Consider the following 24,787-nt stretch of genomic DNA (forward strand, 5'->3'; position numbering starts at 1 on the left):
CGGTCCGCGTGCGAAGGTAAGGACGTGACGAACGCACCGGTGCGGTCCCGACTGCGCAGCATGGGACTGGCGGTCTGGCACTACGTCAGCAGCGCGCCGCTGACGTACGGCTGGTTGCTCGTCCTGTTCATCACCACGCTCGTCCAGCACTGGCTGCCCCAGCGGCAGCTGCACTCGATGCTGATGCACCATTCCACCAACATCCACGGACTGGCCCGCGACCCGCTGGACGTCTTGTTCTCCAGCCTGCTGTGGATCGACGGCGACAACCTGACCCCGTACCTGATCCTGTTCTCGTTGTTCCTGGCGCCGGCCGAACACTGGCTGGGCCAGTTGCGCTGGCTCACAGTCGGATTGAGTGCCCACATCCTGTCGACCTATTTCAGCGAGGGGCTGCTGTATTTCGCCATCGAGCAACACGACGCCTCGGAACGGCTGGTGCACGCCCGCGACATCGGCGTCAGCTACTTTTTGGTCGGGGTGATGGCCGTGCTCGCCTATCACATCGCGCGACCATGGCGCTGGGGCTATCTGGGCGTGCTCTTCATCATCTTCGGTTTCCCGTTGATCACGATGGACCGGATTGAGCTGAACTTCACCGCAATCGGTCATTTCACCTCGATCCTGGTCGGTCTCTGCTTCTACCCGATGACGCGCCACCAGGACCCGAGGCAGCTGAGCCCGGCGCGCCTGCGGGCCATGGCGCGGCGCCGCCGGTCGCCCGAGGCATCGGCCTGAGCGGCGCGGCCGCTGACCCGTAATGTGGCTAAGGTGCGGCACTACTACTCCGTAGACGCGATCCGCCAGGCCGAGGCTCCGCTGCTGGCCAGCCTGCCCGACGGGGCCCTGATGAGGCGGGCCGCGTTTGGCCTCGCCGCGGAGATCGTCGCCGAGTTGCGCGCTCGCACCGGCGGGGTGGCCGGCCGCCGGGTGTGCGCCGTCGTCGGCTCCGGCGACAACGGTGGTGACGCGCTGTGGGCCGCCACCTTTGTGCGCCGTCGCGGCGCGGCCGCCGACGCGGTGCTGCTCAACCCGGAACGCACGCACCGCAAGGGGCTGGCGGCGTTCCGGAAGGCCGGCGGCCGGATCGTCGAAAGCGTCTCGCCGGCAACCAATCTCGTCATCGACGGGGTGGTGGGCATCTCCGGCTCCGGGCCGTTGCGCCCGGCCGCGGCCGAGGTGTTCGCCGCGGTCGACGATGCCGGCATCCCGGTGGTCGCGGTCGACATCCCCAGCGGGGTCGACGTGGCGACCGGGGCGGTGACGGGGCCCGCGGTGCGCGCCGCGGCGACCGTGACCTTCGGCGGCCTCAAGCCCGTGCACGCGCTCGGCGACTGCGGGCGCGTCACGCTGATCGACATCGGCCTGGATCTGCCGGAGACGGACGTGCGGGGCTTCGAGGCGGCCGACGTGGCCGCGCGCTGGCCGGTGCCCGGACCCCACGACGACAAGTACACCCAGGGTGTGACCGGTGTGATGGCCGGCTCCTCGACGTATCCCGGGGCGGCGGTGCTGTGCACCGGGGCGGCCGTCGCGGCGACCTCCGGCATGGTCCGCTACGCCGGCAGCGCGCACCGTGAGGTGCTGGCGCACTGGCCGGAGGTGATCGCGTCACCCACGCCCGCGTCGGCCGGGCGGGTCCAATCCTGGGTCGTCGGGCCGGGATTGGGCACCGACGACGCCGGGGCCGCCGCATTGTGGTTCGCGCTGGAGACCGACCTGCCGGTGATCGTGGACGCCGACGGGCTGACCATCCTGGCGGCGCACCCCGAGTTGGCCGCCAACCGCACCGCGCCGACGGTGCTGACGCCCCACGCCGGTGAATTCGCCCGCCTGGCGGGCAGTCCCCCCGGCGACGACCGCGTGGGCGCATGCCGGAAATTGGCCGACACCTTCGGCGCCACCGTGCTGCTGAAGGGGAACGTCACCGTCGTCGCCGATCCGGGCGGCCCGGTGTACCTCAACCCGGCCGGGCAATCCTGGGCGGCCACCGCCGGCTCCGGTGACGTGCTGTCCGGCATGATCGGCGCGCTGCTCGCGGCGGGCCTGCCGGCGGTCGATGCGGCCGCGGCGGCCGCGTTCGTCCACGCGCGGGCGGCGGCGTTGTCGGCCGCCGACCCGGGCCCCGGTGACGCGCCGACGTCATCGTCCCGCATGGTTCCGCACATCAGGGCGGCGCTGGCCGCCCTCTAGGAAGGATTCTCACCCGTGCCTCAACACCCGTCGCTGCCCGCGCACTCGATCGCCCCGGCCTACACCGGCCGCCTGTTCACCGCGCCCGTCCCGGCGCTGCGGATGCCCGACGAATCGATGGACCCCGAGGCCGCCTACCGCTTCATCCACGACGAGCTGATGCTCGACGGCAGTTCCCGGCTGAACCTGGCGACCTTCGTGACCACCTGGATGGACCCCGAGGCCGGCCGGCTGATGGCCGAGACGTTCGACAAGAACATGATCGACAAGGACGAATACCCGGCGACCGCCGCGATCGAGCAGCGCTGCGTGTGCATGGTGGCCGACCTGTTCCACGCGGACGGCCTCGACGACGCCGACCCCTACAGCGCGTGCGGGGTGTCCACGATCGGCTCCAGCGAGGCCGTCATGCTCGGCGGCCTGGCCATGAAATGGCGCTGGCGGCAGAAGGTCGGCAAGGACTGGAAGGGCCGCACCCCCAACCTGGTGATGGGCTCCAACGTGCAGGTGGTCTGGGAGAAGTTCTGCCGCTACTTCGACGTCGAACCCCGCTACCTGCCCATGGAGGAGGGGCGCTACGTCATCACCCCCGAACAGGTCATCGACGCCGTCGACGAGGACACCATCGGCGTGGTGGCGATCCTGGGCACCACCTACACCGGTGAGCTGGAACCCGTCGCCGACATCTGCGGCGCGCTGGACAAGCTGGCGGCCGGCGGGGGCGTGGACGTGCCGGTGCACGTCGACGCCGCCAGCGGCGGGTTCGTGGTGCCCTTCCTGCACCCCGAGCTGAAGTGGGATTTCCGGCTGCCCCGGGTGGTGTCGATCAACGTCAGCGGGCACAAGTACGGGCTGACCTATCCCGGTGTGGGGTTCGTGGTGTGGCGCAGCAAGGAGTACCTGCCCGAGGAACTGGTGTTCCGGGTCAATTACCTCGGCGGCGACATGCCCACCTTCACGCTGAACTTCTCCCGGCCCGGCAACCAGGTGGTCGGCCAGTACTACAACTTCCTGCGGCTGGGCCGCGACGGCTACACCAAGGTGATGCAGGCGCTGTCCGGGACGGCGCGGTGGCTGGGCGAGCAGTTGCGGGTGAGCGAGCGTTGCGAGCTGATCTCCGACGGGTCGGCGATCCCGGTGGTCGCCTTCCGGCTCGCCGGGGATCGCGGCTACACCGAGTTCGACGTCTCGCACGAGCTGCGCACCTACGGCTGGCAGGTGCCCGCCTACACCATGCCCGACAACGCCACCGACGTGTCGGTGCTGCGCATCGTGGTGCGCGAGGGGCTTTCGGCCGACCTGGCCCGCGCGCTGCACGACGACGCCGTCTCGGCGCTGACTTCGCTGGACAAGCTCAAGCCTGGCGGCCATTACGAGGCGCAGCACTTCGCGCACTGAGCGATGGGCCGGCTGCCGCCGCGGACCGAATGCGCGTGTTGCCCGCCTCACAGCGACAGCGCGCCGCCCGCGGGGAGACGCGGCGCCTTGCGGCGCCGAGACGGGGCGCCTTCCGGCGCTGACGTCGTCGCTTGTCGCTCGGAGGCGGGCACATCGGGCGCGGTCAGAACGGGGGAGTTATGTGGCCACTGTGACGAATGGGGCAAGGCTGGGCCTGCGGCGGGCCGCGCCTGCGGCCGATTCTGGGACAATGGCGGCCATGAATGGGCGGGCCGTTGCGCCGATCTCCCTGACGCCGGGCCTCGTCGCCGAGGCCCTGGTGGACCTGGGCGCCATCGAACACAACGTGCGGTTGCTGTGCGAGCACGCCGGCCGCGCGCAGGTGATGGCCGTCGTCAAGGCCGACGGTTACGGCCACGGCGCCACCCGGGCCGCCCGCGCGGCGCTGGCCGGCGGTGCCGCCGAGCTGGGCGTCGCCACCGTCGCCGAGGCGCTGGCGCTGCGCGCCGACGGCATCGGCGCACCGGTGCTGGCGTGGCTGCACCCGCCCGGCATCGACTTCGGGCCCGCGCTGCTGGCCGACGTCGAGATCGCCGTGTCCTCGGAGCGCCAGCTCGACGAGCTGCTGGACGCGGCGCGCCGCACCGGCCGGGCCGCGACGGTCTCGGTGAAGGTGGATACGGGGCTGAACCGCAACGGCGTCCACCCGTCGCGCTACCCGTCGATGCTGGCCGCGCTGCGCCGCGCCGTCGCCGAGGAGGCCATCCGCCTGCGCGGGCTGATGTCACACATGGTGTTCGCCGATCAACCGGCCAACCCCGTCAATGACCTTCAGGCCCAACGGTTCAGCGACATGCTGGCGCAGGCGGGCGCACAGGGGGTGGGGTTCGAGGTCGCGCACTTGGCGAACTCATCGGCCACCATGTCGCGTCCCGACCTTGCCTTCGACCTGGTGCGGCCCGGTGTCGCGGTGTACGGCCTGAGCCCGGTGCCCGAGCTAGGCGACATGGGGCTGATCCCGGCGATGACGGTGAAATGCCCTGTCGCGCTGGTGAAGTCGATCCGCGCCGGGGAGAGCGTGTCGTACGGGCACACCTGGACCGCGGAGCGCGACACCACTCTGGCCCTGCTGCCCGTCGGTTACGCGGACGGCGTGTTCCGTTCGCTGGGGGGACGATTGGAGGTGTTGATCAACGGCAAGCGCCGCCCGGGCGTCGGCCGGATCTGCATGGACCAGTTCGTCGTCGACCTCGGCCCCGGCCGCACCGACGTGACCGAGGGTGACGAGGCGATCTTGTTCGGGCCCGGCACCGGCGGGGAACCCACCGCGCAGGACTGGGCCGACCTGCTCGGCACCATCCACTACGAAGTGGTGACCAGCCCGCGCGGGCGCATCACCCGGACCTACCGCGAGGCGCAAACCATTGAGCCGTGAGAGAACTCGCAGGCGCCAACGGGGGAGGGCTTGGTTCGCGGGAGGGGCGGGGTTGACGGCCCTCGCCACCATCGTGGGAGCCTCGGCCCGCCGCTCGATGGTCCAGCGCACCCGTGGCGTCGAAGACCCTTACGCCGACGAGGATTTCGACAGGATCGACGACGACCGCCGCTCCGTGGTGACCACCCCGGACGGGGTGTCGTTGGCGATTCGCGAGGCCGGCCCCGCGGACGCCCCGCTGACCATGGTCTTCGTCCACGGGTTCTGCCTGCGGATGGGCGCCTTTCATTTCCAGCGGACGCGGCTGCCCCAGCATCTGGGCCCAGGCGTCCGGATGGTCTTCTACGACCAGCGCGGGCACGGGCAATCCGACGAGGCGCCGCCCCAGAGCTACACGCTGACCCAACTCGGTAGGGACCTGGAAAGCGTGCTTCAGGTGGTGGCGCCGCGCGGAATGGTCGTGCTGGTCGGGCACTCCATGGGCGGCATGACGGTGTTGTCGCACGCCCGCCAATTCCCCGACCAGTACGGGCGCCGGATCGTCGGCGCCGCGTTGATCTCCTCAGCGGCCGAGGGCGTCGCCAGGTCCCCGCTCGGCGAGATCCTGAAAAACCCTGCGTTGGAAGCATTTCGGTTCACCGCACGCTCCGCGCCCAAGCTGATGCACCGCGGCCGCAACGTGTCGCGTTCGCTGATCGGGCCGGTCCTGCGGGCCGCCTCCTACAGCGACCTGCACGTCAGCCGCAGCCTGGACGCCTTCTCGCAGCGGATGATGAACGGCACACCGATCCCGACCATGGTCGAGTTCCTGGATGCCCTGGAAGCCCACGACGAGACCGCCGGCCTGTGGACCCTGCTGCGCGTCCCCACGCTGATCGCCTGCGGTGACCACGACCTGCTGACACCGGACGAATACTCCCGCAAGATGGCGGCCTCGCTGCCGCAATCCGAGCTGGTCATCGTTCGCGGGGCCAGCCACCTCGCGCTGCTGGACAAGCCCGAGGCGATCAACGACGGGTTGGTCCGGCTGGTCAAGCGGGCCACCCCGGGCCGCGTCGCCCTGGCCGCCCGGTGGATGCGGGAAAGGCTGCGGCGCCGTGGCTAGCCAGGCGGATGACGCGGGCACGGCCACCCTCGAACGGGTCGAGGACACCGTCGCCCTGGGGTCTCGGCTGGGCGAGCAGCTGAAGGCGGGGGACGTCGTGGTGCTCACCGGCCCGCTCGGCGCGGGAAAGACCGTCCTGGCCAAGGGGATTGCCGCGGCGATGGACGTCGACGGCCCGGTCACCTCGCCGTCGTACGTGCTGGCGCGGGTGCACCCGCCGCGGCGGCCGGGGACACCGACGATGATTCATGTCGACATGTACCGGCTTTTGGACCACGACGGCGCCGACCTGCTCGGCGAGCTCGACTCGCTCGACCTCGACACCGACCTCGACGGCGCGGTGGTGGTCGTGGAGTGGGGCGAAGGCATCGTCGAGCGCCTCGCCGAGCGGCACCTCGACGTTCGTCTGGAACGCCTCAGCGGTTCGGACGTGCGGATCGCCTCGTGGCAGTGGGTTCGGTCGTGAGTATCGTTCTGGCGCTCGACACCGCGACCCCGGCCGTGACGGCCGGGATCGTGCGGCGCGACGACCTGAGCGTGCTGGCCGAGCGGGTCACCGTCGACGCCCGGGCGCACGCCGAACGGCTGACCCCGAACGTGCTGGCCGCCCTCGTCGACGCGGGGCTGACGATGAGCGATCTGGAGGCCGTCGTGGTCGGCTGCGGCCCCGGCCCGTTCACCGGCCTGCGGGCCGGAATGGCGACCGCATCCGCCTACGGACACGCGCTGGACATCCCGGTGCGCGGCGTGTGCAGCCTGGACGCGATCGGGGTGCGGACCACCGGCGAGACGCTGGTGGTCACCGACGCCCGGCGGCGCGAGATCTACTGGGCCCGTTACCGCGACGGGTTCCGGATGGAAGGACCCGGGGTCAACGCCCCGGCCGACGTCGACCCCGGCCCGGCCCAGGCGGTGGCCGGCTCGAAGGAGCACGCCGCCCTGTTCGGATTGCCGCACCGCGGGCCCGTCTACCCCACGCCGGCCGGGCTCGTCGCCGCGGTGCCCGACTGGTCGCAGCGCCCGCTGCCGTTGGTGGCGCTGTATCTTCGCCGCCCGGACGCCAAGCCGATGGCGGCGCGGCAGTGACCGCCACCCGTGAGCCCGTGACGCTCGGCGCGCTTACCGCCGCCGACGCGACTCGCTGCGCCGAGCTGGAACGCCAACTGTTCGACGGCGACGACCCGTGGCCCGCCGCGGCGTTCAACCGGGAACTGGCCAGCCCCCACAACCATTACGTCGGCGCGCGCGCCGGCGGCACCCTGGTCGGGTACGCCGGAATCTCGCGGCTGGGCCGCACCCCGCCGTTCGAGTACGAGGTCCACACCATCGGCGTCGACCCCGCGTATCAGGGACAGGGCATCGGGCGCCGGTTGCTCGACGAGCTGCTGGTCTTCGCCGACGGGGGCGTCGTCTTCCTGGAGGTGCGCACCGACAACGAGGCGGCCATCGGGCTGTACCGCAGCGTGGGCTTCGAACAGATCGGCCTGCGCAGGCGCTACTACCGCGCCAGCGGCGCCGACGCCTACACGATGCGCCGGGGGGCCCGCTGATGAGGACGATTCTGGCCATCGAAACCTCTTGCGACGAAACGGGAGTCGGCATCGCCCGGCTGGACGCCGACGGCACCGTGACGCTGCTGGCCGACGAGGTGGCCTCCAGCGTCGACGAGCACGTCCGCTTCGGCGGCGTGGTCCCGGAGATCGCCTCCCGGGCGCACCTGGAGGCCCTCGGCCCCGCCATGCGCCGCGCGCTAGAGGCGGCCGGCGTGCGCAAGCCCGACATCGTCGCCGCCACGATCGGGCCCGGCCTGGCCGGCGCGCTGCTGGTGGGCGTGGCTGCCGCCAAGGCCTATTCGGCCGCGTGGGGGGTGCCGTTCTACGCCGTCAACCACCTGGGCGGGCATCTGGCCGCCGACGTCTACGAACACGGGCCGCTACCCGAATGCGTGGCGCTGCTGGTGTCCGGTGGACACACCCACCTGCTGCACGTGCGTTCGCTCGGCGAACCGATCGTCGAGCTCGGCAGCACCGTCGACGACGCCGCCGGCGAGGCCTACGACAAGGTGGCCCGTCTGCTGGGGCTGGGCTACCCGGGCGGCAAGGTGCTCGACGACCTGGCCCGCAGCGGCGACCGCGACGCGGTCACGTTCCCGCGCGGCATGACGGGACCGGGCGACGACCCGTACTCCTTCAGCTTCTCGGGGCTCAAGACGGCCGTCGCCCGCTACCTGGAGAGCCACCCGGACGCGGTGAACGCCGACGTGGCCGCGGGGTTCCAGGAGGCCGTCGCCGACGTGCTGACCATGAAGGCCGTGCGCGCCGCGACGGGGCTCGGCGTCTCGACCCTGCTGATCGCCGGCGGCGTGGCCGCCAACTCGCGGCTGCGGGAGCTGGCGGAGCAGCGGTGTGCGGCGGCCGGGCTGACGCTGCGGATCCCCCGCCCCCGGCTCTGCACCGACAATGGGGCAATGATCGCGTCCTTCGCCGCGCACCTGGTGGCCGCCGGGGCGCCGGCCTCCCCGCTGGACGCGCGCAGCGACCCCGGCCTGCCGGTGGTAAAAGCCCAGGTGACGTGATCGCTTATAGCGAATACCCGGTACGCAGCGGGGCGCCCTTGAGTGCTAGCACTCTCGTGTATAGAGTGCTAGGTGGCAATCGGCCAAACCCTGTGCCGGCACCCGCGACGACGGCGCTCGGGCACGGACGACTGCCGAATCCCTTGATAATTCTGGGGCACCCCGCCCCGGACCCGATCTAACTAGTGGAGGGCTCCAATCGTGGCGAAGGTGAACATCAAGCCACTCGAGGACAAGATTCTCGTGCAGGCCAACGAGGCCGAGACCACGACCGCGTCCGGTCTGGTCATTCCTGACACCGCCAAGGAGAAGCCGCAGGAAGGCACCGTCGTCGCAGTCGGTCCCGGCCGCTGGGACGAGGACGGCGAGAAGCGGATTCCGCTCGACGTCTCGGAAGGCGACACCGTCATCTACAGCAAGTACGGCGGCACCGAGATCAAGTACAACGGCGAGGAGTACCTGATCCTGTCGGCGCGCGACGTGCTGGCCGTCGTATCGAAGTAAGCACCGTGGCCCGCCCCGGCGATCCCCGCGCATGGCCGCGGGTGATTTCCGGGGCGGCGCCATTTGAACGTCGTGGTGATCGCAAGCGCGGCGGAGCCGGGCGAAGCGGGTCGCCACCATTTGAACGTCGTGGTGATCGCAAGCGCGGCGGAGCCGGGCGAAGCGGGTCGCCACCATTCAAACGAGGAGCCTGATGAGCAAGGTTATTGAGTACGACGAGACCGCGCGCCGCGCGATCGAGGCCGGCGTCAACGCGCTCGCCGACGCGGTGCGGGTGACCCTGGGGCCGCGCGGCCGGCATGTGGTGCTGGCCAAGGCCTTTGGCGGGCCCGCGGTCACCAACGACGGCGTGACCGTCGCGCGCGAGATCGAGCTGGAAGACCCGTTCGAGAACCTGGGCGCCCAGCTGGTCAAGTCGGTGGCCACCAAGACCAACGACGTGGCGGGCGACGGCACCACCACCGCGACCGTGCTGGCGCAGGCCCTGGTCAAGGGCGGCCTGCGCCTGGTTGCGGCCGGCGCCAACCCGATCGAGCTCGGCATCGGAATTTCGAAGGCGGCCGACGCGGCGTCCGAGGCGCTGCTGGCCGCGGCCACCCCGGTGTCCGGCAAGGACGGCATCGCTCAGGTGGCGACGGTGTCGTCGCGTGACGAGAGGCTCGGCGAGCTGGTCGGCGAGGCGATGACCAAGGTCGGTGCCGACGGCGTGGTCAGCGTCGAAGAGTCCTCGACCCTGAGCACCGAGCTGGAGTTCACCGAGGGCGTCGGCTTCGACAAGGGTTTCCTGTCGGCGTATTTCGTCACCGACTTCGACGCGCAGGAAGCCGTGCTGGACGAGCCGCTGATCCTGCTGCACCAGGAGAAGATCAGCTCGCTGCCCGACCTGCTGCCCATGCTGGAGAAGGTCGCCGAGTCGGGCAAGCCGCTGCTGATCATCGCCGAGGACATCGAGGGTGAGGCCCTGGCCACGCTCGTGGTCAACTCGATCCGCAAGACGCTCAAGGCGGTTGCGGTCAAGGCGCCGTTCTTCGGCGACCGGCGCAAGGCCTTCCTCGAGGACCTGGCGGTGGTGACCGGCGGGCAGGTGATCAACCCCGACGCCGGCCTGCTGCTGCGCGAGGTCGGCACCGATGTGCTGGGCTCGGCCCGGCGCGTGGTGGTCAGCAAGGACGACACCATCATCGTCGACGGCGGCGGCTCCAAGGACGCGGTCGACGCGCGCATCAAGCAGCTGCGCGCCGAGATCGAGGCGAGCGACTCCGACTGGGACCGCGAGAAGCTGCAGGAGCGGCTGGCCAAGCTGGCCGGCGGCGTGGCCGTGATCAAGGTGGGGGCCGCGACCGAAACGGCGCTCAAGGAACGCAAGGAAAGCGTCGAGGACGCGGTCGCGGCGGCCAAGGCCGCCGTCGAGGAGGGCATCGTCGCGGGCGGCGGCTCGGCCCTCATCGGGGCACGCAACGCGCTGAAGGAGCTGCGCGGATCGCTGTCCGGCGATCAGGCCGCCGGCGTCGACGTGTTCGCCGAGGCGCTGGCCGCGCCGCTGTACTGGATCGCCACCAACGCCGGCCTGGACGGCGCGGTTGCGGTGAGCAAGGTCAGCGAGTTGCCGGCCGGGCACGGGCTCAACGCGGACAAGCTCACCTACGGCGACCTGATCGGCGACGGCGTGATCGACCCCGTCAAGGTGACCCGGTCCGCGGTGGTCAACGCGGCGTCGGTGGCGCGCATGGTGCTGACCACCGAGACGGCGATCGTCGACAAGCCCGCCGACGAGCACGACGACCACGGCCACGGCCATCACCACCACTAGTCGGTAGATCAGCGAGGCCCCCGTATCCCCTTCGGAACGGGGGCCTTCGCTTTGGCCCTCGCCGCGGCCTCCCGAAGGCCAGTCCGATCGCCCCGGAGCAGATAGTATCAATCGATACAGTATGATCTGAAACGGAAATTGGAACCAGTATAGGTAGGCGACCATGGACGTATACGAGGCAGTCACAAGCCGACGGGCGGTGCGCGGATTCACCGACCAGCCCGTTCCGAGAGATGTGCTGGAGCGTGTGCTGTCCGTTGCGGCATGGTCGCCTTCGGGGTCGAACATCCAGCCGTGGAACTCGTATGTGGTGACCGGAACGCTGCTGGACGAGCTCAAGACGCGCGCCGTCGAGCGCGTCGCCCACGGCGATCCCTGGGACGAGCGGGAGTACCAGATGTACCCGCCCGCAATGAAGTCGCCGTACAGCGACCGCCGGTCCGCCTTCGGCAAGGAGCGGTACAGCGCGCTCGGCATCGCGCGCGAGGATTGGGAGGCACGCCAGCGGGCGGCCATCGCGAACTGGAACTGTTTCGGTGCCCCTGCCGCGCTGTTCTGCTACATCGACCGCGACCTTGGCGTGGCCCAGTGGGCCGATGTCGGCATGTATTTGCAGACGATCATGCTGCTACTACGCGCGGAGGGGTTGCACAGCTGCCCACAGATGGCGTGGTCGCAGGTCCGCGAAACAGTCGCGGAGGTCCTGTCCCCGCCGGATGGACTGATCCTGTTCTGCGGCATGTCGATCGGGTTCGAGGACCCGGCGGTGAAGTATGCGCGCACGGGCCGGGCACCGCTGGATGAAACGGTCACATTCGTCGACGACGAGTCGGCCGGTCCCCACAAGGTTGAACATTCCATCCGGGCCGAGTCCGGTGTTCGCATTGGATGAAGGATGCGCGCACGATGACCGGTGACGCTTCTGGGCATGCCACCCCCGCGCGTGCGACCGACCGCCCCGGCGATCCGTCGCCATTCGCTCTCGGCTTGCTTCTGCGCCGGGCGCACTGGCGCGCAGCCGCGGTGATGTCGGAGGCGCTTCGGCCCCTGGCCATCGATTTGCGACATTTCGCCGTGCTGCTCGTCCTCGTCAACCGCGGGCCCACGGAGCAACGGGACCTGGTCGAGGCGACGGGTTCGGACAAGGCGGGCATCATGCGCGTCGTGGACGATCTCGAACGCAAGGGGCTCGCCGTCCGCAAATCCGTCCCGAACGACCGCCGGGTGCGAGCGGTCGAGATCACCCCGAAGGGGTTGAAGGTTTTCGACGCCGCGCACGGCGCGGCCGAGCCACTGGCTGCGCGCCTGGTATCGGTGTTGGGCCCGGGCGAGGCGGAACGACTGACGGATCTTCTCACTCGGTTCACCGCTTCCGCCGAACAGTAGACGCCGTGAAGATGGCATTCATGGACAAGCCCATCTTTTCGGTCACTCCCGGCTACGGGGAGCGCCAGCTACGGGACTTTCACTACTCACAGGTCGTCCGGTATGGCGACCGGGTAGAGACCGCCGGGCAGGGCGGGTGGGACGACGACCGGCGTTATCCGGAGTCGGTGCGTGACGAAATCATTCAGGCCTTCGACAACGTCGAGCGGACGCTGGCGACAGCGGGAGCCTCGTGGCGGCAAGTGGTAACCGTGCACTCGTATCACCTGCCGGATCCGAACGGCCGGATCGGTCGTGAGCACCTCGACACCATGGTCGAACAGCTCCGCCTCCGCACGGGTGACCGCGCCCCGCTGTGGACGTGCCTCGGCGTCGCCGCGCTGGCGGGTCCACAGATGCGCGTCGAGATACAAGTGGCCGCGATCGTCGAGGACGACGACTGAGCGCAGGGGCTTGATTCCCCGCACTCGGCTTGTTGGGATCGGTAGCAAGGCGGGGCTAGTGCACTGGTTGCCAGAGAACGGCACCAGGAGAGGACGGTCATCATGCCACTTGCCCACATGACGAAGAGTCTCATCGCGGCCGCACTGCTCGCGGGGGGTACCGCGCTCACCGGGTGGGGTGTGGGCACCGCGCACGCGGACACGATGGAACCGCACCGCTGGTGCCCGGGCAACCCGAAACAGATGCCCTACGTCGTGAACCAGTACATCGACTGGGACTGGAACGTGTGCCACACCTGGTACCCGACCCAATACGGGATGGGCAACGTCACCATGCAGGGCCGGCCGACCTCGATCTGGGACGGCGACAACCCGCCGATCGAGGCGATCACCATCAGGCATTGCCCGCCGATCAGCTTCATGTGCCCCTAGAGCCGACGCCCCCGGTCACCGGCCGGGGCGTTTTCGTCGCGGGGCCGCCATCGGCGTCTAATCTCGCGCCATGGACCGCTTCGTGCAGTGGGCGTGGGACCGGTTCGGCACGCGGTATTCGTGGGTGGTCTTCGGGGTCTCCATCCTGGTGCCGTCGCCGATATATCTGTTCTTGTCTTGTGCCCAGGTGGCATTCGAGAGATCGGATCGCTACCCCGACGCGGTGGCCGCCACTGCGGTCACCATGTTGGTGTTGGCGTACGGAATCGTGCTGCCCGGCCAGGGCGCATGGCGGCTCGCCGAGCGATGGGCGGCCGGTAAGGCGGTGGATCCGGAGAGCGCACTGCGGGCCACCTACACCTGGTCGCGCCGTGCCGTCGCCCGGGGGTTGGCGGTCGTCACCGCGTGCGGCGCCGGGCTGTCGGTCGCCGTCGGGGTGATTGTCGGCGCGGCCGGACCGCGGCTGGCCGAGTATGCGGTCCTGGGTGGCCTCGTCGGCGCCGTTTCACACCTGGTCGGCGTGCACAGCGTGCCGGAAGGGCCGATGCGGCCGGTTCGGGCCGCCATCGCCGGCGACTCGGCGATCGGTGACACCCTGCCCCGGTCTCGCCCCAGCTTCGCCGCGTGGTCGAACCTGGCCATCCTCGCGGTCGCGTTCGGTTTCTCCATGGGGGGCGCGATGGTCGCCGGTGAGTTCGACCGGGCCCGGCAATCTCCCATGTTGTGGGTGGGCATCGCCTGCGTGCTGACCCTGGGGCTCGCCGTGCCGATCACCGTCATCAGCGTCTTCGCGCCCTCCCTGCAGCCGATCCGGGAGCTTGCCGAAGGCACCAAACGCGTTGCGGCCGGGGACTACTCGCGACGCCTGCCGGTGGTCCAAGACGACGACCTCGGCGCGTTGGCGGGGTCGTTCAACCGCATGCAGGCCGGTCTGGCCGAGCGGCAACGGCTTCACGCCGCGTTCGGGAGCTACGTCGACCCGGCCTTGGCGGCACGGCTGCTCGAGCAGGGCGACGACGTGTTCACGGGTGAGCGTCGCGAAGTGAGCGTGATGTTCGTCGACATTCGCGATTTCACGCCGTTCGCCGAGGCGCACACCGCCGAGGAGACCGTCGCCCATCTCAACGCATTGTTCGAGATCGTCGTGCCCGTCGTCGTCGAGGCCGGCGGCCACGTGAACAAGTTTCTCGGCGACGGCGCACTGGCCGTCTTCGGCGCTCCCAACGAGCTTGCCATGCATGCCGACGCCGCGCTGAGCGCCGCGGCGTCGATCAGCAGCCTCGCCGCCGAGCGATTCGGCGGGGAGCTCCGCATCGGCATCGGCATCAACACCGGTGTGGTGATCGCCGGAACCATCGGCGGCGGAGGCAAACTCGAGTTCACCCTCATCGGTGACGCCGTCAATGTGGCGGCCCGCGTCGAGCAGCTCACCAAAAGCACGGGTGACGTGATCCTGCTGACTCAGCAAACCGCCGACGCCTTGGTTTCCCGACCGCCGGGGCTAGCCGATCGTGGATCACATGCCCTGAAGGGCAAGTCAGCCACTACCCAGGTCTTCGGGTTCGCCGCTGGCATTGGTTCTCATCGCCCCGGCTGAATTGCCTGACGCCTGCCGTCCCGGTGATCCGCGGCGCCGGTAGGGCCGCGACACGCGTCAACTCGGCGGGTTCTGCGTCCTGCCGGGATTCGGAAATGCCGGGTTGGTGTAGGCCGGCGTTTCGGGCTCCTGGCCGAGACTCGGAGTCTCGACTGGCGCTGGTCCGGACTCCGGCTCACCCGGGGGAGTCGGCTGTGCCCGATGTTCGGGCGGTGGCGGCTTGGGCACCAGGTAGTTTCTCCACGCGCCCGGTGGGTTCGGGGCAGGGCCGACCGTGTTATCCGGCCAGCGCCATGAACAGCCACCGGAAGCACCCCCGAAATCGCCTGCCGGAATGGTCAATCCGAAACCCATGAAACTTCCACCGATGATGGAGTTGCCACCCGGGCCACCCATGTTCCACCCGCCATACTCGCAGTGCCAGTGGGTGCTGTTCTCCTCGACGGGGAAATCGCAGTAGTACGTCGTTGCCCCAGCCTCGAAAGTACTTCCGCCGACACCGGGATAGTCGCAGACCCCGGGGCCAGGGATGTTGCCGCCCGGCCCGGCCCAGGCCGTGGGGGCGTTGAGGATTGCCCACAACGTAACCCCCGGTGCCACAAGGATTTTGATTGTCTTGCCGATGGACTCTTTCATTGTGAGCGTCTTCTCACTTCGACGCCGGCGCGTCCTTCGCGATACTCATCAGCCGTGTGGAATGCGACCGTATTCCGTTCATCGCGCTGAGTAGGCATTGTCGATGACATGTCTTCACCACCAGAATCAAAGCTGCGGCTGGCTTCAGGCCCCGACCTGAACCGTAGTACTGCTTCACGTTTTGATATCTCGTTTCCGGCGAATTCTAAGCCACTCTTCGCTACGGCCGCCCCGCGCGGCGTGCCTTCGGTCGCGGCGGTCGTGGGCAAGCTGTGCCCGATCGTGCCGATTGCTAAGCTGACCGCACCATGACGTGGGGGGCGTGAGCGTGAGTTATCCGCAGCAGTGGCCACCGCAACCACCGCAGTACCCCAGGCAATGGCCTCCGCCGTACCCGCCGCCGGCGCCCCCGCCGCGCAAGACCAATGTCGTGCTGATCGTTGTGCTTACGGTCGCCGCGCTCGTCGTTCTCATACCGACGGCGTTGGTCGGTTTTTTCGTGATCCGCGACGTGGCCCGCGACGGTCTCGACGGGCGCGGCGGAATCAAGAAAGCCACGACCCTCTCGGCCTTCGATGTGGTGTGCGATCGCGGGTCAATCAGCAACGCCGCCACGTACGGGAAGCCGTACAAGATCGTGGCGTTCGGTCCGGACGAGCGGCCGAACCCGATGAGCCAAGTGACATCCGATCATTGGAGCCAACTCGCGCTCGATCCCCGTGCCGATTACCACGTCAGCCCCGATGACTTCCAGTCGGCGAATGTTGTTGCCTGCCTTACCCGTAAACCCGGAACCGAGGTGAAGGCACTCACCTGCAATTTCCAGACCGACGAAGGCGAACACGTGACCGTCGATTACTACGCCGTGCAGTACGACATCGAGCTTCGCGAAGCCAGGACCGGCAAGCACATCGAACAACTGGGACCGGTGGACGGTCCCGCGGCCAGCTGCCCGTTCCTGCTGTGGGTCAAAAAGCGCGATCCGAAGATGTACGCGGAACCGGATGCCGCGGCGGTCGATGCTAAGCTCGCCGAGTTCGCCCACCGGTAATCGGTGAGCGCGTTCTGGCTGTACACCGAACCGGCCGGCAGTGGATCATGGTGCGGTGACGCAGCCTGACGACTACCAATCCCTGTACAAGTCCTATCTCGAACACTGCAACGAGCACGATTTCGATTCGATGGCCTCGTTCTACACGCCCACCATCAAGGTCAACGGTGTCCCCATGGATCCGGCCTCGGTTACCGACCAATTCGCGCCCGTGATCGCCGCGTTCCCCGACTGGCACTGGGAGATGAGACACATCGTCGTCGACGAGGAGAACATCGTGGTGCACTTCGAGGTCACCGGCACCCACCGGGGAACGTTCCAGGGAATCGAGGCGACCGGTCGGCGGGTGAGCATTTCCGAATTCACCCTCTACCGCGTCGAGGAGGGCAAGTTCGCGGAGGTGTGGGACCTCGTCGACATGGCCGCGCTGATCACACAGATCAGTTGAGGCGTCGCACCGACAAGCGCTCGCGCCCTTCGTCGTTCACGTTTGAAGCCCGACGATGACGATGATCACGCCCGCGATGACGGCCACGGCCAGTGAGAGCAACAGGAAACTGACCACCCACTCCTTGGCCGCCGAGGCCTCGTGGTCGGCCGCCGCGATCGGCGCGAGCCTGCGGCCCGCGCCCCACGCCGCCGCGAGCAGGGTCGCGAGCCAGTTCGCGTAGGCGGCGTACACGATCAGCGCGACGGCCGTAACCCCCCAGGCGTGGGGCAGGTGCAGGTGCGGCCAGAGCAGACCGATCAGCACGAGGAACATGCCGTTGAGGACGGCCTCGAGGTGGCTCGACAGCGCCATACGCGGATTCTTCAACGCCGCGACCGCGAACCCGGTCAGCAGGCCGATCAAGAACAGGACCAGCCCGAGCGTGAACAGCACCGTCTGCATGTCAGCACACTAGGGGCCCGGGCGCTGCGCGTGTGCCGTTATCGCGATCTGCTTGCCTCACGAGACATAAACGGCTGCGGGCGTTCTCGGCGTGTCGTCGCAGAGATTTATGTGTCGTGGCGGCTCGTGACCGCGCCGGTGCCGCGTCAGCGGGTTCCGGGCGGAAGGCTGGGCGGCGTCGTCACGGTCGTGGTCGGCAGTGTCGACGTGTAGCTCGGGCTGCTGGTGACGGTGACGGTGCTGGTGCTGGTGCTGGTCGACGGCGGCGGCACTTCGGTAGTCGTCGTGATCGTCGTGACGGAGGTCGTCGTCGAGGTGGACGACGTCGTCGTCGCGGACGCCGCGGCGAGCACCCCGCAGGCCACCCGCTTGCCCGATTCACCGGTCGAAGCCCCGCTCAGGTTGTCGGCGTTCTGGTGCACGATCAGCGCGGTGCCCGAGCTGTTTCTCAGGTCCGAGGCCGTGAGCAAGCTGGTGGTGGTGACGAGTTTCGCCGAGCCGTCGTTGCGCACCTGCAAGGCGGTCAGGTCACCGCTGGCGGGGAAACCCGTGTGCCCCTGCGCCTGGTAAACCGGTCCCGCGGACTCGAAGTCCCCCTCGCATTTGCCGACCGCGTGGATCATCAGCGCGTGGAAACCCGGGCTCAGCACCTGGTTGGGTCCGGCCTCCACGGTCACCGTCGCGTACCCGTTCGCGAAATCGATGGTGGCGGTGCCGACCTGGTTTCCGTCGGTGCTCTTGAGCTGCGTGGTCATCCGCTCCGTGCCCGGAGGCGCGCTGGAGGACGTCGACGTGCCGGACTGGCCACCCTGCTGGTTTGCGCATGCTGCCAATGGTGCGATGGTCGCGGCGAGCGCCACGGCCGCGAGGGATACGCCCTTGTTCATGGGCCGGGCCTACCCCAATTGGTCGCGGTTGAAACGACTACAGCGAACTCAGCAAGGCGGCCCGGCCGCGGACGCGAAGCTTGTTGATGGTGGACTGCCGCAATCGGCCGATGCGCTCGACCATTCGGTCGCCCAGCGCGTCGAGCAGCCGCGACGGCGATTCGTTCAACCGAGGTGTGCGCGCCTAGGCCGAGCGGCGAATGCCGCGCGTGCGGCCGATGTCGCCCTTCAGCAGCAGGTCGCGCTCGGATTCCGAGAGGCCACCCCAAACCCCGTACGGCTCACCAACTTCCAGGGCGTGCGAACGGCACTCCTGGATGACCGGGCACTGGCGGCACATCTCTTTCGCGCGCTGCTCGCGCTGCATGCGGGCGCGGCCGCGCTCACCGTCGGGATGGAAGAACATCGACGAGTCAACGCCGCGGCACAAGCCCTGCAGTTGCCAGTTCCAGATGTCGGCGTTGGGTCCAGGTAGCTGCTCCGGCTGTGGCATTGGTGTCTCCCTCTCTGCACGGCACGCCCAGTAAGGTCAGGTTCGCGAAGCGATTGTGCAACTGAAATGAAGCGGCGTCACCGATGACTACCCGTCATGCGTAGACGTTAGGGGTGACGGCGAATTTGCGTCAATAGCCACTTAGCCCGGCAAAGTATGTAATGGTTATAAAAGAATTAACGTCGCGTTCATACGTCAACCATTGGCGAAACACGCTCCGTGCTACCAGGCACTTGACCGAATCGAGATTTCCCAGTTCACGGGGCAGGGGAGGGTCGGCCGCGATTAGTACAGGGCCCGTTGTGATTAACAGTTCGGTAACGCGAACAGCACAAACTGTTTACTACCATCGCCGTGATTGAAACTCGTCACACTTTCGTGATTGGCCGGGCGTTGGCGGCCGCCGCCTTCGGCGACCGGCCCGGCACGTGGCCGCTGCCGACGGCGGTCACCCCCGACGATCTGTGGCTGCGCGCCGTCGCCGCCGGCGGACAGGGCCGCTACGGCAACGCCTACCGCGATCTGGCGGAGCTGCGGCGGAGCGCCCCCGCCGGGCGGCTGGTCTCGCTGGCCCACAGCACGCAGGGATCCTTTCTGCGCCAACTCGGTTGGCACGATCTGGCGCGGGGCTGGGACGGTCGCGCCCTGGCGCTGGCGGGTGGGGACCCCGAGGCGTGCGGCGACGCCCTCATCGGATTGGCGGCCGACGCGCTGGGCGTCGGCCGCTTCCCGGCCGCCGCGACGTTGTTGCGGCGCGCGGATTCCGTGCTGGGCGGCGCCGGACCGATACCCGACCGGCTGCCGATACGGCGACGGTGGGTGTGCGCCGAGCTGGCGATGGCTCAGGGCGACGGCGAAACGGCCGTCCGCCATGCGAACGAAGCGGTGGACCTGGCCGGCGCCATGGCCGTGGCGTCCGCGCGGCACGCGGTGAAGAGCCAAGTCGTGCTGGCGGCCGCCCTCTGCAGCGCCGGGGCCGTCGAGCGGGCCCGAGCGGTGGCCGAGGGCGCGCTCGACGCGACCGGGGCGCTCGGGCTGGTCCCGCTGCGGTGGGCGTTGGCGTGCTTGCTGATTGATCTCGGAAGCGTCACCTTTTCGACACAACAGCTGCGGGAAATTCGTGATGTCTCCGCAGGCCACGTGCGGCGCGCCGGTGCGACGTGGCGTTCCGCTTGAAATGGCCTTGCGCCCGTTATTGTCAGTTCGTTAGTTAGCCCGGTTAGCCCGCGATGTGTCCGGTTCGTAACGTTGGAGATACCGCCGTCGATGACAATTCAAGGGGATCGTCTCGACGCTGTGGTTGCCAAGGCCGTGGCGGGGGACAGTAACGCACTACGGGAGGTGCTGGAGACCATCCGTCCGATTGTCGTGCGCTATTGCCGCGCGCGGGTCGGGACAGTCGAGCGGGGCGGCCTGTCAGCGGATGACGTGGCACAGGAGGTGTGCTTGGCGACTATCACGGCGCTGCCGCGTTACCGGGATCGGGGACGCCCCTTTCTCGCTTTCCTCTACGGCATCGCGGCCCACAAGGTCGCCGACGCCCATCGCGCCGCCGGCCGCGATCTGTCCTACCCCACCGAAGTGATCCCCGAGCGCTGGTCTTCGGATGCCGGCCCGGAACAGCGGGCCATCGAAGCCGATTCGGTCAGCCGGATGAGCGAACTGCTCGAGATCCTGCCCGCCAAGCAGCGCGAGATCCTGATCCTGCGCGTCGTCGTCGGCCTGTCCGCCGAGGAGACCGCGTCCGCCGTGGGCAGCACCACCGGAGCCGTCCGGGTGGCCCAGCACCGCGCGCTGTCCCGCCTCAAATCCGAGATGATCGCGGCAGGTGACTGTGCCTGAATCCCTGGACGAATTCGCCCGCACCGATCTGCTTCTCGACGCGCTCGCCGAGCGGCGGCCGGTGCACGTCGGCGATCCCGACACCGACGCGATGGCCACCCTGCTGGAGGACTGGCGCGACAACCTGCGCTGGCCACCGGCCAGCGCGCTGGTGTCGGCCGAGGAGGCCGTCGGCGCCCTGCGCGCCGGATTGGCCGAGCGCCGCCGCAGCCGTCGGGGCCTCGCGACGATCGGGTCGGTCGCCGCGGCGCTGTTGGTGATGAGCGGCTTCGGCGCCATGGTGGTCGAGGCCCGCCCCGGCACGACGCTCTACGGGCTGCACGCGATGTTCTTCGACCAGCCGCGCGTCAACGAGAAGCATCAGGCCTTGCTGTCCGCCCGGGCCGATCTGGCCAAGGTGCAGGAGTCGATCGACCGGGGTGAGTGGGACCAGGCCCGCAATCAGCTGACCGAGGTGAGCAGCTTGGTCCAGTCGATCGAAGACCCGGCCAGCAAACAGGAGCTGACGAATCAGCTGAACCTGTTGAACGCCAAGGTGCAATCGCGGAACCCGAATGCGACGCTGCCGGCGAACACCCCGTCGGCGTGGTCGACCCCGACCACCCCGGTCCCGACGGCGGCGCCGGCGCCCTCGGACGCTTCCCCCGGTCCGTCGGTCACGCCGTCGCCGAGTCAGTCATGGAGCAAGCACCGGCATCACGGCCAGACGGCCGCGCCGTCGGCGGTCACGCCGGACAATCCCTAGCGGCGGTATCCGTCGGCGTCGGAAGAGGTGGCCTCGTTCAGTGACGCGTCGGCGTATCCCCGGCAGTAATCCCACGTGACGTAGGCATCCGGTTCCGGGTCGTAGGCCGGCTCGTGCGGGCGTACGGTGCCGTCGATCAGCAGCTGCAACAGGTTCGCCCGCAGCATGTCCCAGTCGTGATAGTGATCCTGCTGGCATTCGTCGCAGCACACCACCAGCCCGCGAATGCCCTTGTGCGCCAACAGGGCCTCATAAACCGCCAGGTCGGCCAGGTCCGCCTCGACCGCCATCCGCTCTTGGGCGTCCAGCGGTTGCCCCGGCTCTACGGCTTCCAGCGCAGCCGACGGATCGCAGGGGTCGTCGGCGAAAGGATCGGGTGGCAAACCCGGTGGGAGGTGATCGCGCACGCACACTAGCCTACGCAGCCCGGCCGGGATAACGCCAGCAGGGAAGCCGCCCGTCGTTTCCGCACCGTTTGCCGCCCGCGGCGCGCCCCGGCCAGCGGCTCGAGGGGCGCGCGTGCCGATAGGATGGTGTTCTCACGCCGCATCGTATGGAGGGCCCCGCCGATGACCCGTGGCATGTCCCACCTGGAAGACAGCTCCGACCTCGTCGGCAGCCCCTACGTGCGCGTTGGCGGGCTGGTCGACGACGCGGTGCCCACCGGGGGTGACAACCCGCACAAGGTCGCGATGCTGGGGCTCACCTTCGACGACGTCTTGCTGCTGCCGGCCGCATCCGATGTGGTTCCCGCCACGGCGGACACGTCCAGCCAGCTCACCAAGAAGATCAGGCTCAAGGTTCCGCTGGTCAGCTCGGCCATGGACACGGTCACCGAGTCGCGGATGGCCATCGCGATGGCCCGGGCGGGCGGCATGGGCGTGCTGCACCGCAACCTGCCCGTCGCCGAGCAGGCCGGCCAGGTCGAGATGGTCAAACGATCGGAGGCCGGCATGGTCACCGACCCGGTCACCTGCCGCCCGGACAACACCTTGGCGCAGGTCGACGCGCTGTGCGCCCGGTTCCGGATCTCGGGTCTGCCGGTGGTCGATGACACCGGGGCGCTGGTCGGCATCATCACCAACCGCGACATGCGGTTCGAGGTCGACCAGACCCGCAAGGTCGCCGAGGTGATGACCAAGGCACCGCTGATCACCGCCCAGGAGGGGGTGAGCGCGGACGCCGCGCTGGGCCTGTTGCGCCGCAACAAGATCGAGAAGCTGCCCGTCGTCGACGGCCACGGCCGGCTCACCGGCCTGATCACCGTCAAGGACTTCGTCAAGACCGAGCAGCACCCGCTGGCCACCAAGGACAGCGACGGCCGCCTGCTGGTCGGCGCCGCCGTCGGCGTCGGCGGCGACGCCTGGGTCCGCGCGATGATGCTGGTCGACGCCGGGGCCGACGTCCTGATCGTGGACACCGCCCACGCGCACAACCGGCTGGTGCTCGACATGGTCGGCAAGCTCAAGGCGGAGGTGGGCGAGAAGGTCGAGGTGATCGGCGGGAACGTCGCCACCCGGTCCGCGGCCCTGGCGCTGGTCGACGCGGGCGCCGACGCGGTCAAGGTCGGCGTCGGGCCGGGCTCGATCTGCACCACCCGGGTGGTGGCCGGGGTCGGCGCGCCACAAATCACGGCGATCCTGGAGGCGGTCGCGGCCTGCGGGCCCGCGGGCGTGCCGGTGATCGCCGACGGCGGGCTGCAGTACTCCGGCGACATCGCCAAGGCCCTGGCGGCCGGCGCCTCGACGGCGATGCTGGGCTCGCTGCTGGCCGGCACGGCCGAAGCGCCCGGCGAGCTGATCTTCGTCAACGGCAAGCAGTTCAAGAGCTACCGCGGCATGGGGTCGCTGGGCGCCATGCAGGGCCGCGGCGGGGGGAAGTCGTACTCCAAGGACCGCTACTTCGCCGACGACGCGTTGAGCGAGGACAAGCTGGTGCCTGAGGGAATCGAGGGCCGGGTGCCGTTCCGCGGACCGCTGTCCTCGGTGATCCACCAGCTCACCGGCGGCCTGCGCGCCGCGATGGGCTACACCGGCTCGCCCACCATCGAGGCGCTGCAACAGGCGCAGTTCGTCCGGATCACCTCCGCCGGGCTGCGCGAAAGCCATCCGCACGACGTCGCCATGACCGTCGAAGCGCCCAACTACTTCGCGCGCTGAGCCCGGCATGGTCGAAATCGGGATGGGCCGCAACGCCCGTCGCACCTATGAACTGAGCGAAGTCAGCATCGTGCCCTCGCGGCGCACCCGGTCCTCCCAGGACGTGTCCACGGCCTGGCAGCTGGACGCCTACCGCTTCGAGATCCCGGTGGTGGCCCACCCGACCGACGCGCTGGTGTCGCCGGAGTTCGCCATCGAGCTCGGCCGCCTCGGCGGGCTGGGCGTGCTCAACGGTGAGGGCCTGATCGGCCGGCACGCCGACGTGCAGGGCAAGATCGCCCAGCTCGTCGAGGCCGCCACCAAGGAACCCGAACCGTCGGCGTCGATCCGGCTGCTGCAGGAACTGCACGCCGCGCCGCTGAATCCCGACCTGCTGGGAGCCGCGGTCGCGCGCATCCGGGAGGCCGGGGTGACCACGGCGGTGCGGGTCAGCCCGCAGAACGCCCAGGCGCTGACCCCGGTGCTGCTGCAGGCCGGCATCGACCTGCTGGTCATCCAGGGCACGATCGTCTCCGCGGAAAGAGTGGCCAGCGACGGCGAGCCGCTGAACCTCAAGACCTTCATCTCCGAGCTCGACATCCCGGTGGTGGCCGGCGGGGTGCTCGACCACCGCACCGCGCTGCACCTGATGCGCACCGGGGCCGCCGGGGTGATCGTCGGCTACGGCTCCACCCGCGGCGTCACCACCAGCGACGAGGTGTTGGGCATCAGCGTGCCGATGGCCACCGCGATCGCCGACGCCGCCGCGGCGCGGCGCGAATACCTCGACGAGACCGGCGGCCGCTACGTGCACGTGCTGGCCGACGGCGATATCCACACCTCCGGCGAGCTGGCCAAGGCGATCGCCTGCGGGGCGGACGCGGTGGTGCTCGGCACGCCGCTCGCCGAGGCCGCCGAGGCGCTGGGCGAGGGCTGGTTCTGGCCAGCCGCGGCGGCGCACCCGTCGTTGCCGCGCGGGGCGTTGCTGCAGATCGCCCTGGGCGAGCGGCCGCCGCTGGAACGGGTGCTCAACGGGCCGTCCGACGACCCGTTCGGTTCGCTGAACCTGGTCGGTGGTCTGCGCCGATCGATGGCCAAGGCCGGCTACTGCGACCTCAAGGAGTTCCAGAAGGTCGGGCTGACCACCGGAAGCTGATCGCCGCGGCGTCGCCGCGAGTGTGAAGCTAGCCGCACACTGGCGCGACGGGGTTCGGGGCAGCTGGTT

The 24,787-nt window shown here is 69.3% G+C and carries 29 protein-coding genes and 1 pseudogene; 24 read left to right on the top strand and 6 right to left on the bottom strand.

The window, feature by feature from the left end; translation table 11 throughout:
* Positions 1–60: 60 nt before the first annotated feature.
* From A5701_RS14435 to A5701_RS14510, 17 genes and pseudogenes are all read left to right on the top strand, one after another.
* On the top strand, positions 61–738 hold the full coding sequence (locus A5701_RS14435) for a rhomboid-like protein (protein WP_067754487.1): 678 nt from the start codon (positions 61–63) through the stop codon (positions 736–738).
* A 33-nt stretch (positions 739–771) separates the two neighbouring features.
* Positions 772–2,193, top strand: a complete 1,422-nt coding sequence (locus A5701_RS14440) for an NAD(P)H-hydrate dehydratase (protein ID WP_067754617.1) — start codon at positions 772–774, stop codon at positions 2,191–2,193.
* Between the two features lie 15 nt (positions 2,194–2,208).
* Positions 2,209–3,591, top strand: coding sequence for a glutamate decarboxylase (locus A5701_RS14445; RefSeq protein ID WP_067754490.1), 1,383 nt, complete (start codon positions 2,209–2,211; stop codon positions 3,589–3,591).
* Between the two features lie 259 nt (positions 3,592–3,850).
* A complete protein-coding gene (alr, locus tag A5701_RS14450) occupies positions 3,851–5,026 on the top strand; it encodes an alanine racemase (RefSeq protein WP_369807420.1) in 1,176 nt (391 codons plus the stop codon).
* Between the two features lie 52 nt (positions 5,027–5,078).
* The gene (locus A5701_RS14455) at positions 5,079–6,131 is read left to right on the top strand and encodes an alpha/beta fold hydrolase (RefSeq protein WP_197498860.1); all 1,053 of its coding nucleotides are present in this window, start codon (positions 5,079–5,081) and stop codon (positions 6,129–6,131) included.
* Positions 6,124–6,597, top strand: coding sequence for a tRNA (adenosine(37)-N6)-threonylcarbamoyltransferase complex ATPase subunit type 1 TsaE (gene tsaE / locus A5701_RS14460; RefSeq protein ID WP_067754499.1), 474 nt, complete (start codon positions 6,124–6,126; stop codon positions 6,595–6,597). The genes A5701_RS14455 and tsaE overlap by 8 nt, the downstream gene beginning before the upstream one ends.
* Positions 6,594–7,217: a tRNA (adenosine(37)-N6)-threonylcarbamoyltransferase complex dimerization subunit type 1 TsaB gene (gene tsaB / locus A5701_RS14465; RefSeq protein ID WP_067754620.1), complete on the top strand. Its 624-nt coding sequence runs from the start codon at positions 6,594–6,596 to the stop codon at positions 7,215–7,217. The genes tsaE and tsaB overlap by 4 nt, the downstream gene beginning before the upstream one ends.
* Positions 7,214–7,681, top strand: a complete 468-nt coding sequence (gene rimI, locus A5701_RS14470) for a ribosomal protein S18-alanine N-acetyltransferase (protein WP_067754502.1) — start codon at positions 7,214–7,216, stop codon at positions 7,679–7,681. The genes tsaB and rimI overlap by 4 nt, the downstream gene beginning before the upstream one ends.
* Positions 7,681–8,706, top strand: a complete 1,026-nt coding sequence (gene tsaD / locus A5701_RS14475) for a tRNA (adenosine(37)-N6)-threonylcarbamoyltransferase complex transferase subunit TsaD (protein WP_067754505.1) — start codon at positions 7,681–7,683, stop codon at positions 8,704–8,706. The genes rimI and tsaD overlap by 1 nt, the downstream gene beginning before the upstream one ends.
* Positions 8,707–8,907: 201 nt before the next feature.
* Positions 8,908–9,210 carry a co-chaperone GroES gene (gene groES / locus A5701_RS14480; protein ID WP_007167930.1) on the top strand — a complete coding sequence of 101 codons (303 nt, stop codon included), beginning with the start codon at positions 8,908–8,910 and terminating at the stop codon, positions 9,208–9,210.
* A gap of 72 nt (positions 9,211–9,282) precedes the next feature.
* Positions 9,283–9,393: pseudogene (locus A5701_RS28910) on the top strand (2-isopropylmalate synthase); the annotation flags it as partial.
* Between the two features lie 10 nt (positions 9,394–9,403).
* Positions 9,404–11,020, top strand: coding sequence for a chaperonin GroEL (groL, locus tag A5701_RS14485; protein WP_067754508.1), 1,617 nt, complete (start codon positions 9,404–9,406; stop codon positions 11,018–11,020).
* A gap of 163 nt (positions 11,021–11,183) precedes the next feature.
* Positions 11,184–11,912 (top strand): nitroreductase, encoded by a 729-nt coding sequence (locus A5701_RS14490; RefSeq protein WP_082969753.1) that lies wholly within the window; start codon positions 11,184–11,186, stop codon positions 11,910–11,912.
* 14 nt (positions 11,913–11,926) lie between these two features.
* Positions 11,927–12,406: a MarR family winged helix-turn-helix transcriptional regulator gene (locus A5701_RS14495; protein ID WP_067754622.1), complete on the top strand. Its 480-nt coding sequence runs from the start codon at positions 11,927–11,929 to the stop codon at positions 12,404–12,406.
* A 20-nt stretch (positions 12,407–12,426) separates the two neighbouring features.
* A complete protein-coding gene (locus tag A5701_RS14500) occupies positions 12,427–12,849 on the top strand; it encodes a Rid family hydrolase (RefSeq protein WP_067754625.1) in 423 nt (140 codons plus the stop codon).
* A gap of 117 nt (positions 12,850–12,966) precedes the next feature.
* A complete protein-coding gene (locus A5701_RS14505; RefSeq protein WP_067754511.1) occupies positions 12,967–13,281 on the top strand; it encodes a hypothetical protein in 315 nt (104 codons plus the stop codon).
* 70 nt (positions 13,282–13,351) lie between these two features.
* Positions 13,352–14,878 carry an adenylate/guanylate cyclase domain-containing protein gene (locus A5701_RS14510; protein ID WP_067754514.1) on the top strand — a complete coding sequence of 509 codons (1,527 nt, stop codon included), beginning with the start codon at positions 13,352–13,354 and terminating at the stop codon, positions 14,876–14,878.
* Between the two features lie 57 nt (positions 14,879–14,935).
* On the opposite strand, the gene A5701_RS28915 is transcribed toward A5701_RS14510, so the two are convergent.
* Positions 14,936–15,514 (bottom strand): hypothetical protein, encoded by a 579-nt coding sequence (locus tag A5701_RS28915; protein WP_156670091.1) that lies wholly within the window; start codon positions 15,512–15,514, stop codon positions 14,936–14,938.
* A 430-nt stretch (positions 15,515–15,944) separates the two neighbouring features.
* On the opposite strand from A5701_RS28915, the gene A5701_RS14515 reads away from it, so the two are divergent.
* The gene (locus tag A5701_RS14515; protein ID WP_231972825.1) at positions 15,945–16,565 is read left to right on the top strand and encodes a hypothetical protein; all 621 of its coding nucleotides are present in this window, start codon (positions 15,945–15,947) and stop codon (positions 16,563–16,565) included.
* 55 nt (positions 16,566–16,620) lie between these two features.
* Positions 16,621–17,013, top strand: a complete 393-nt coding sequence (locus tag A5701_RS14520; RefSeq protein WP_197504981.1) for an ester cyclase — start codon at positions 16,621–16,623, stop codon at positions 17,011–17,013.
* Between the two features lie 36 nt (positions 17,014–17,049).
* Here the strand turns inward: A5701_RS14520 and A5701_RS14525 are convergent, their stop codons facing one another.
* The 4 genes from A5701_RS14525 to A5701_RS14535 all read right to left on the bottom strand — a co-directional run bounded on the left by A5701_RS14525 (position 17,050) and on the right by A5701_RS14535 (position 18,837).
* On the bottom strand, positions 17,050–17,457 hold the full coding sequence (locus A5701_RS14525; RefSeq protein WP_067754520.1) for a hydrogenase: 408 nt from the start codon (positions 17,455–17,457) through the stop codon (positions 17,050–17,052).
* 146 nt (positions 17,458–17,603) lie between these two features.
* Entirely contained in the window at positions 17,604–18,344 is a 741-nt protein-coding gene (locus A5701_RS14530) for a superoxide dismutase family protein (RefSeq protein WP_067754523.1), read from the bottom strand.
* 37 nt (positions 18,345–18,381) lie between these two features.
* Positions 18,382–18,513 (bottom strand): hypothetical protein, encoded by a 132-nt coding sequence (locus tag A5701_RS29145; protein WP_255392761.1) that lies wholly within the window; start codon positions 18,511–18,513, stop codon positions 18,382–18,384.
* Between the two features lie 15 nt (positions 18,514–18,528).
* The gene (locus tag A5701_RS14535) at positions 18,529–18,837 is read right to left on the bottom strand and encodes a WhiB family transcriptional regulator (protein WP_046184677.1); all 309 of its coding nucleotides are present in this window, start codon (positions 18,835–18,837) and stop codon (positions 18,529–18,531) included.
* A 354-nt stretch (positions 18,838–19,191) separates the two neighbouring features.
* Here A5701_RS14535 and A5701_RS14540 point away from each other — a divergent pair, with 354 nt between their 5' ends.
* The 3 genes from A5701_RS14540 (at position 19,192) to A5701_RS14550 (ending at position 21,424) form a co-directional block, all read left to right on the top strand.
* Positions 19,192–20,013 carry a hypothetical protein gene (locus tag A5701_RS14540; protein WP_067754526.1) on the top strand — a complete coding sequence of 274 codons (822 nt, stop codon included), beginning with the start codon at positions 19,192–19,194 and terminating at the stop codon, positions 20,011–20,013.
* Between the two features lie 90 nt (positions 20,014–20,103).
* Complete coding sequence (locus A5701_RS14545; protein WP_066945594.1) at positions 20,104–20,679, top strand: sigma-70 family RNA polymerase sigma factor; 576 nt, start codon at positions 20,104–20,106, stop codon at positions 20,677–20,679.
* Positions 20,666–21,424 carry an anti-sigma-D factor RsdA gene (locus A5701_RS14550; RefSeq protein WP_197498936.1) on the top strand — a complete coding sequence of 253 codons (759 nt, stop codon included), beginning with the start codon at positions 20,666–20,668 and terminating at the stop codon, positions 21,422–21,424. Before A5701_RS14545 ends, A5701_RS14550 begins: the two co-directional genes overlap by 14 nt.
* Here A5701_RS14550 and A5701_RS14555 read toward each other — a convergent pair.
* The gene (locus A5701_RS14555) at positions 21,421–21,831 is read right to left on the bottom strand and encodes a DUF5319 domain-containing protein (RefSeq protein WP_067280469.1); all 411 of its coding nucleotides are present in this window, start codon (positions 21,829–21,831) and stop codon (positions 21,421–21,423) included. The two genes, A5701_RS14550 and A5701_RS14555, sit on opposite strands and share 4 nt — an antisense overlap.
* A 162-nt stretch (positions 21,832–21,993) precedes the next feature.
* Here A5701_RS14555 and guaB point away from each other — a divergent pair, with 162 nt between their 5' ends.
* On the top strand, positions 21,994–23,583 hold the full coding sequence (gene guaB, locus A5701_RS14560; protein ID WP_067754533.1) for an IMP dehydrogenase: 1,590 nt from the start codon (positions 21,994–21,996) through the stop codon (positions 23,581–23,583).
* Positions 23,584–23,590: 7 nt separating this feature from the next.
* Positions 23,591–24,718 (top strand): GuaB3 family IMP dehydrogenase-related protein, encoded by a 1,128-nt coding sequence (locus tag A5701_RS14565; RefSeq protein ID WP_067754536.1) that lies wholly within the window; start codon positions 23,591–23,593, stop codon positions 24,716–24,718.
* Positions 24,719–24,787: the final 69 nt, after the last annotated feature.

The sequence above is a fragment of the Mycobacterium sp. E3305 genome (assembly GCF_001666785.1).
GTDB lineage: Bacteria > Actinomycetota > Actinomycetes > Mycobacteriales > Mycobacteriaceae > Mycobacterium.

Excerpts from the sequence above, each read along its gene's own strand:
- A5701_RS14535 (WP_046184677.1), bottom strand. The coding sequence starts at position 18,837 with ATGCCACAGCCGGAGCAGCTACCTGGACCCAACGCCGACATCTGGAAC.
- A5701_RS14565 (WP_067754536.1), top strand. The coding sequence starts at position 23,591 with ATGGTCGAAATCGGGATGGGCCGCAACGCCCGTCGCACCTATGAACTG.
- A5701_RS14490 (WP_082969753.1), top strand. The coding sequence starts at position 11,184 with ATGGACGTATACGAGGCAGTCACAAGCCGACGGGCGGTGCGCGGATTC.
- A5701_RS14525 (WP_067754520.1), bottom strand. The coding sequence starts at position 17,457 with ATGCAGACGGTGCTGTTCACGCTCGGGCTGGTCCTGTTCTTGATCGGC.
- groL (WP_067754508.1), top strand. The coding sequence starts at position 9,404 with ATGAGCAAGGTTATTGAGTACGACGAGACCGCGCGCCGCGCGATCGAG.
- A5701_RS14505 (WP_067754511.1), top strand. The coding sequence starts at position 12,967 with ATGACGAAGAGTCTCATCGCGGCCGCACTGCTCGCGGGGGGTACCGCG.
- A5701_RS14545 (WP_066945594.1), top strand. The coding sequence starts at position 20,104 with ATGACAATTCAAGGGGATCGTCTCGACGCTGTGGTTGCCAAGGCCGTG.
- guaB (WP_067754533.1), top strand. The coding sequence starts at position 21,994 with ATGACCCGTGGCATGTCCCACCTGGAAGACAGCTCCGACCTCGTCGGC.
- A5701_RS14510 (WP_067754514.1), top strand. The coding sequence starts at position 13,352 with ATGGACCGCTTCGTGCAGTGGGCGTGGGACCGGTTCGGCACGCGGTAT.
- A5701_RS14435 (WP_067754487.1), top strand. The coding sequence starts at position 61 with ATGGGACTGGCGGTCTGGCACTACGTCAGCAGCGCGCCGCTGACGTAC.
- A5701_RS28915 (WP_156670091.1), bottom strand. The coding sequence starts at position 15,514 with ATGAAAGAGTCCATCGGCAAGACAATCAAAATCCTTGTGGCACCGGGG.
- alr (WP_369807420.1), top strand. The coding sequence starts at position 3,851 with ATGAATGGGCGGGCCGTTGCGCCGATCTCCCTGACGCCGGGCCTCGTC.
- A5701_RS14495 (WP_067754622.1), top strand. The coding sequence starts at position 11,927 with ATGACCGGTGACGCTTCTGGGCATGCCACCCCCGCGCGTGCGACCGAC.
- A5701_RS14500 (WP_067754625.1), top strand. The coding sequence starts at position 12,427 with ATGGACAAGCCCATCTTTTCGGTCACTCCCGGCTACGGGGAGCGCCAG.
- A5701_RS14530 (WP_067754523.1), bottom strand. The coding sequence starts at position 18,344 with ATGAACAAGGGCGTATCCCTCGCGGCCGTGGCGCTCGCCGCGACCATC.
- tsaD (WP_067754505.1), top strand. The coding sequence starts at position 7,681 with ATGAGGACGATTCTGGCCATCGAAACCTCTTGCGACGAAACGGGAGTC.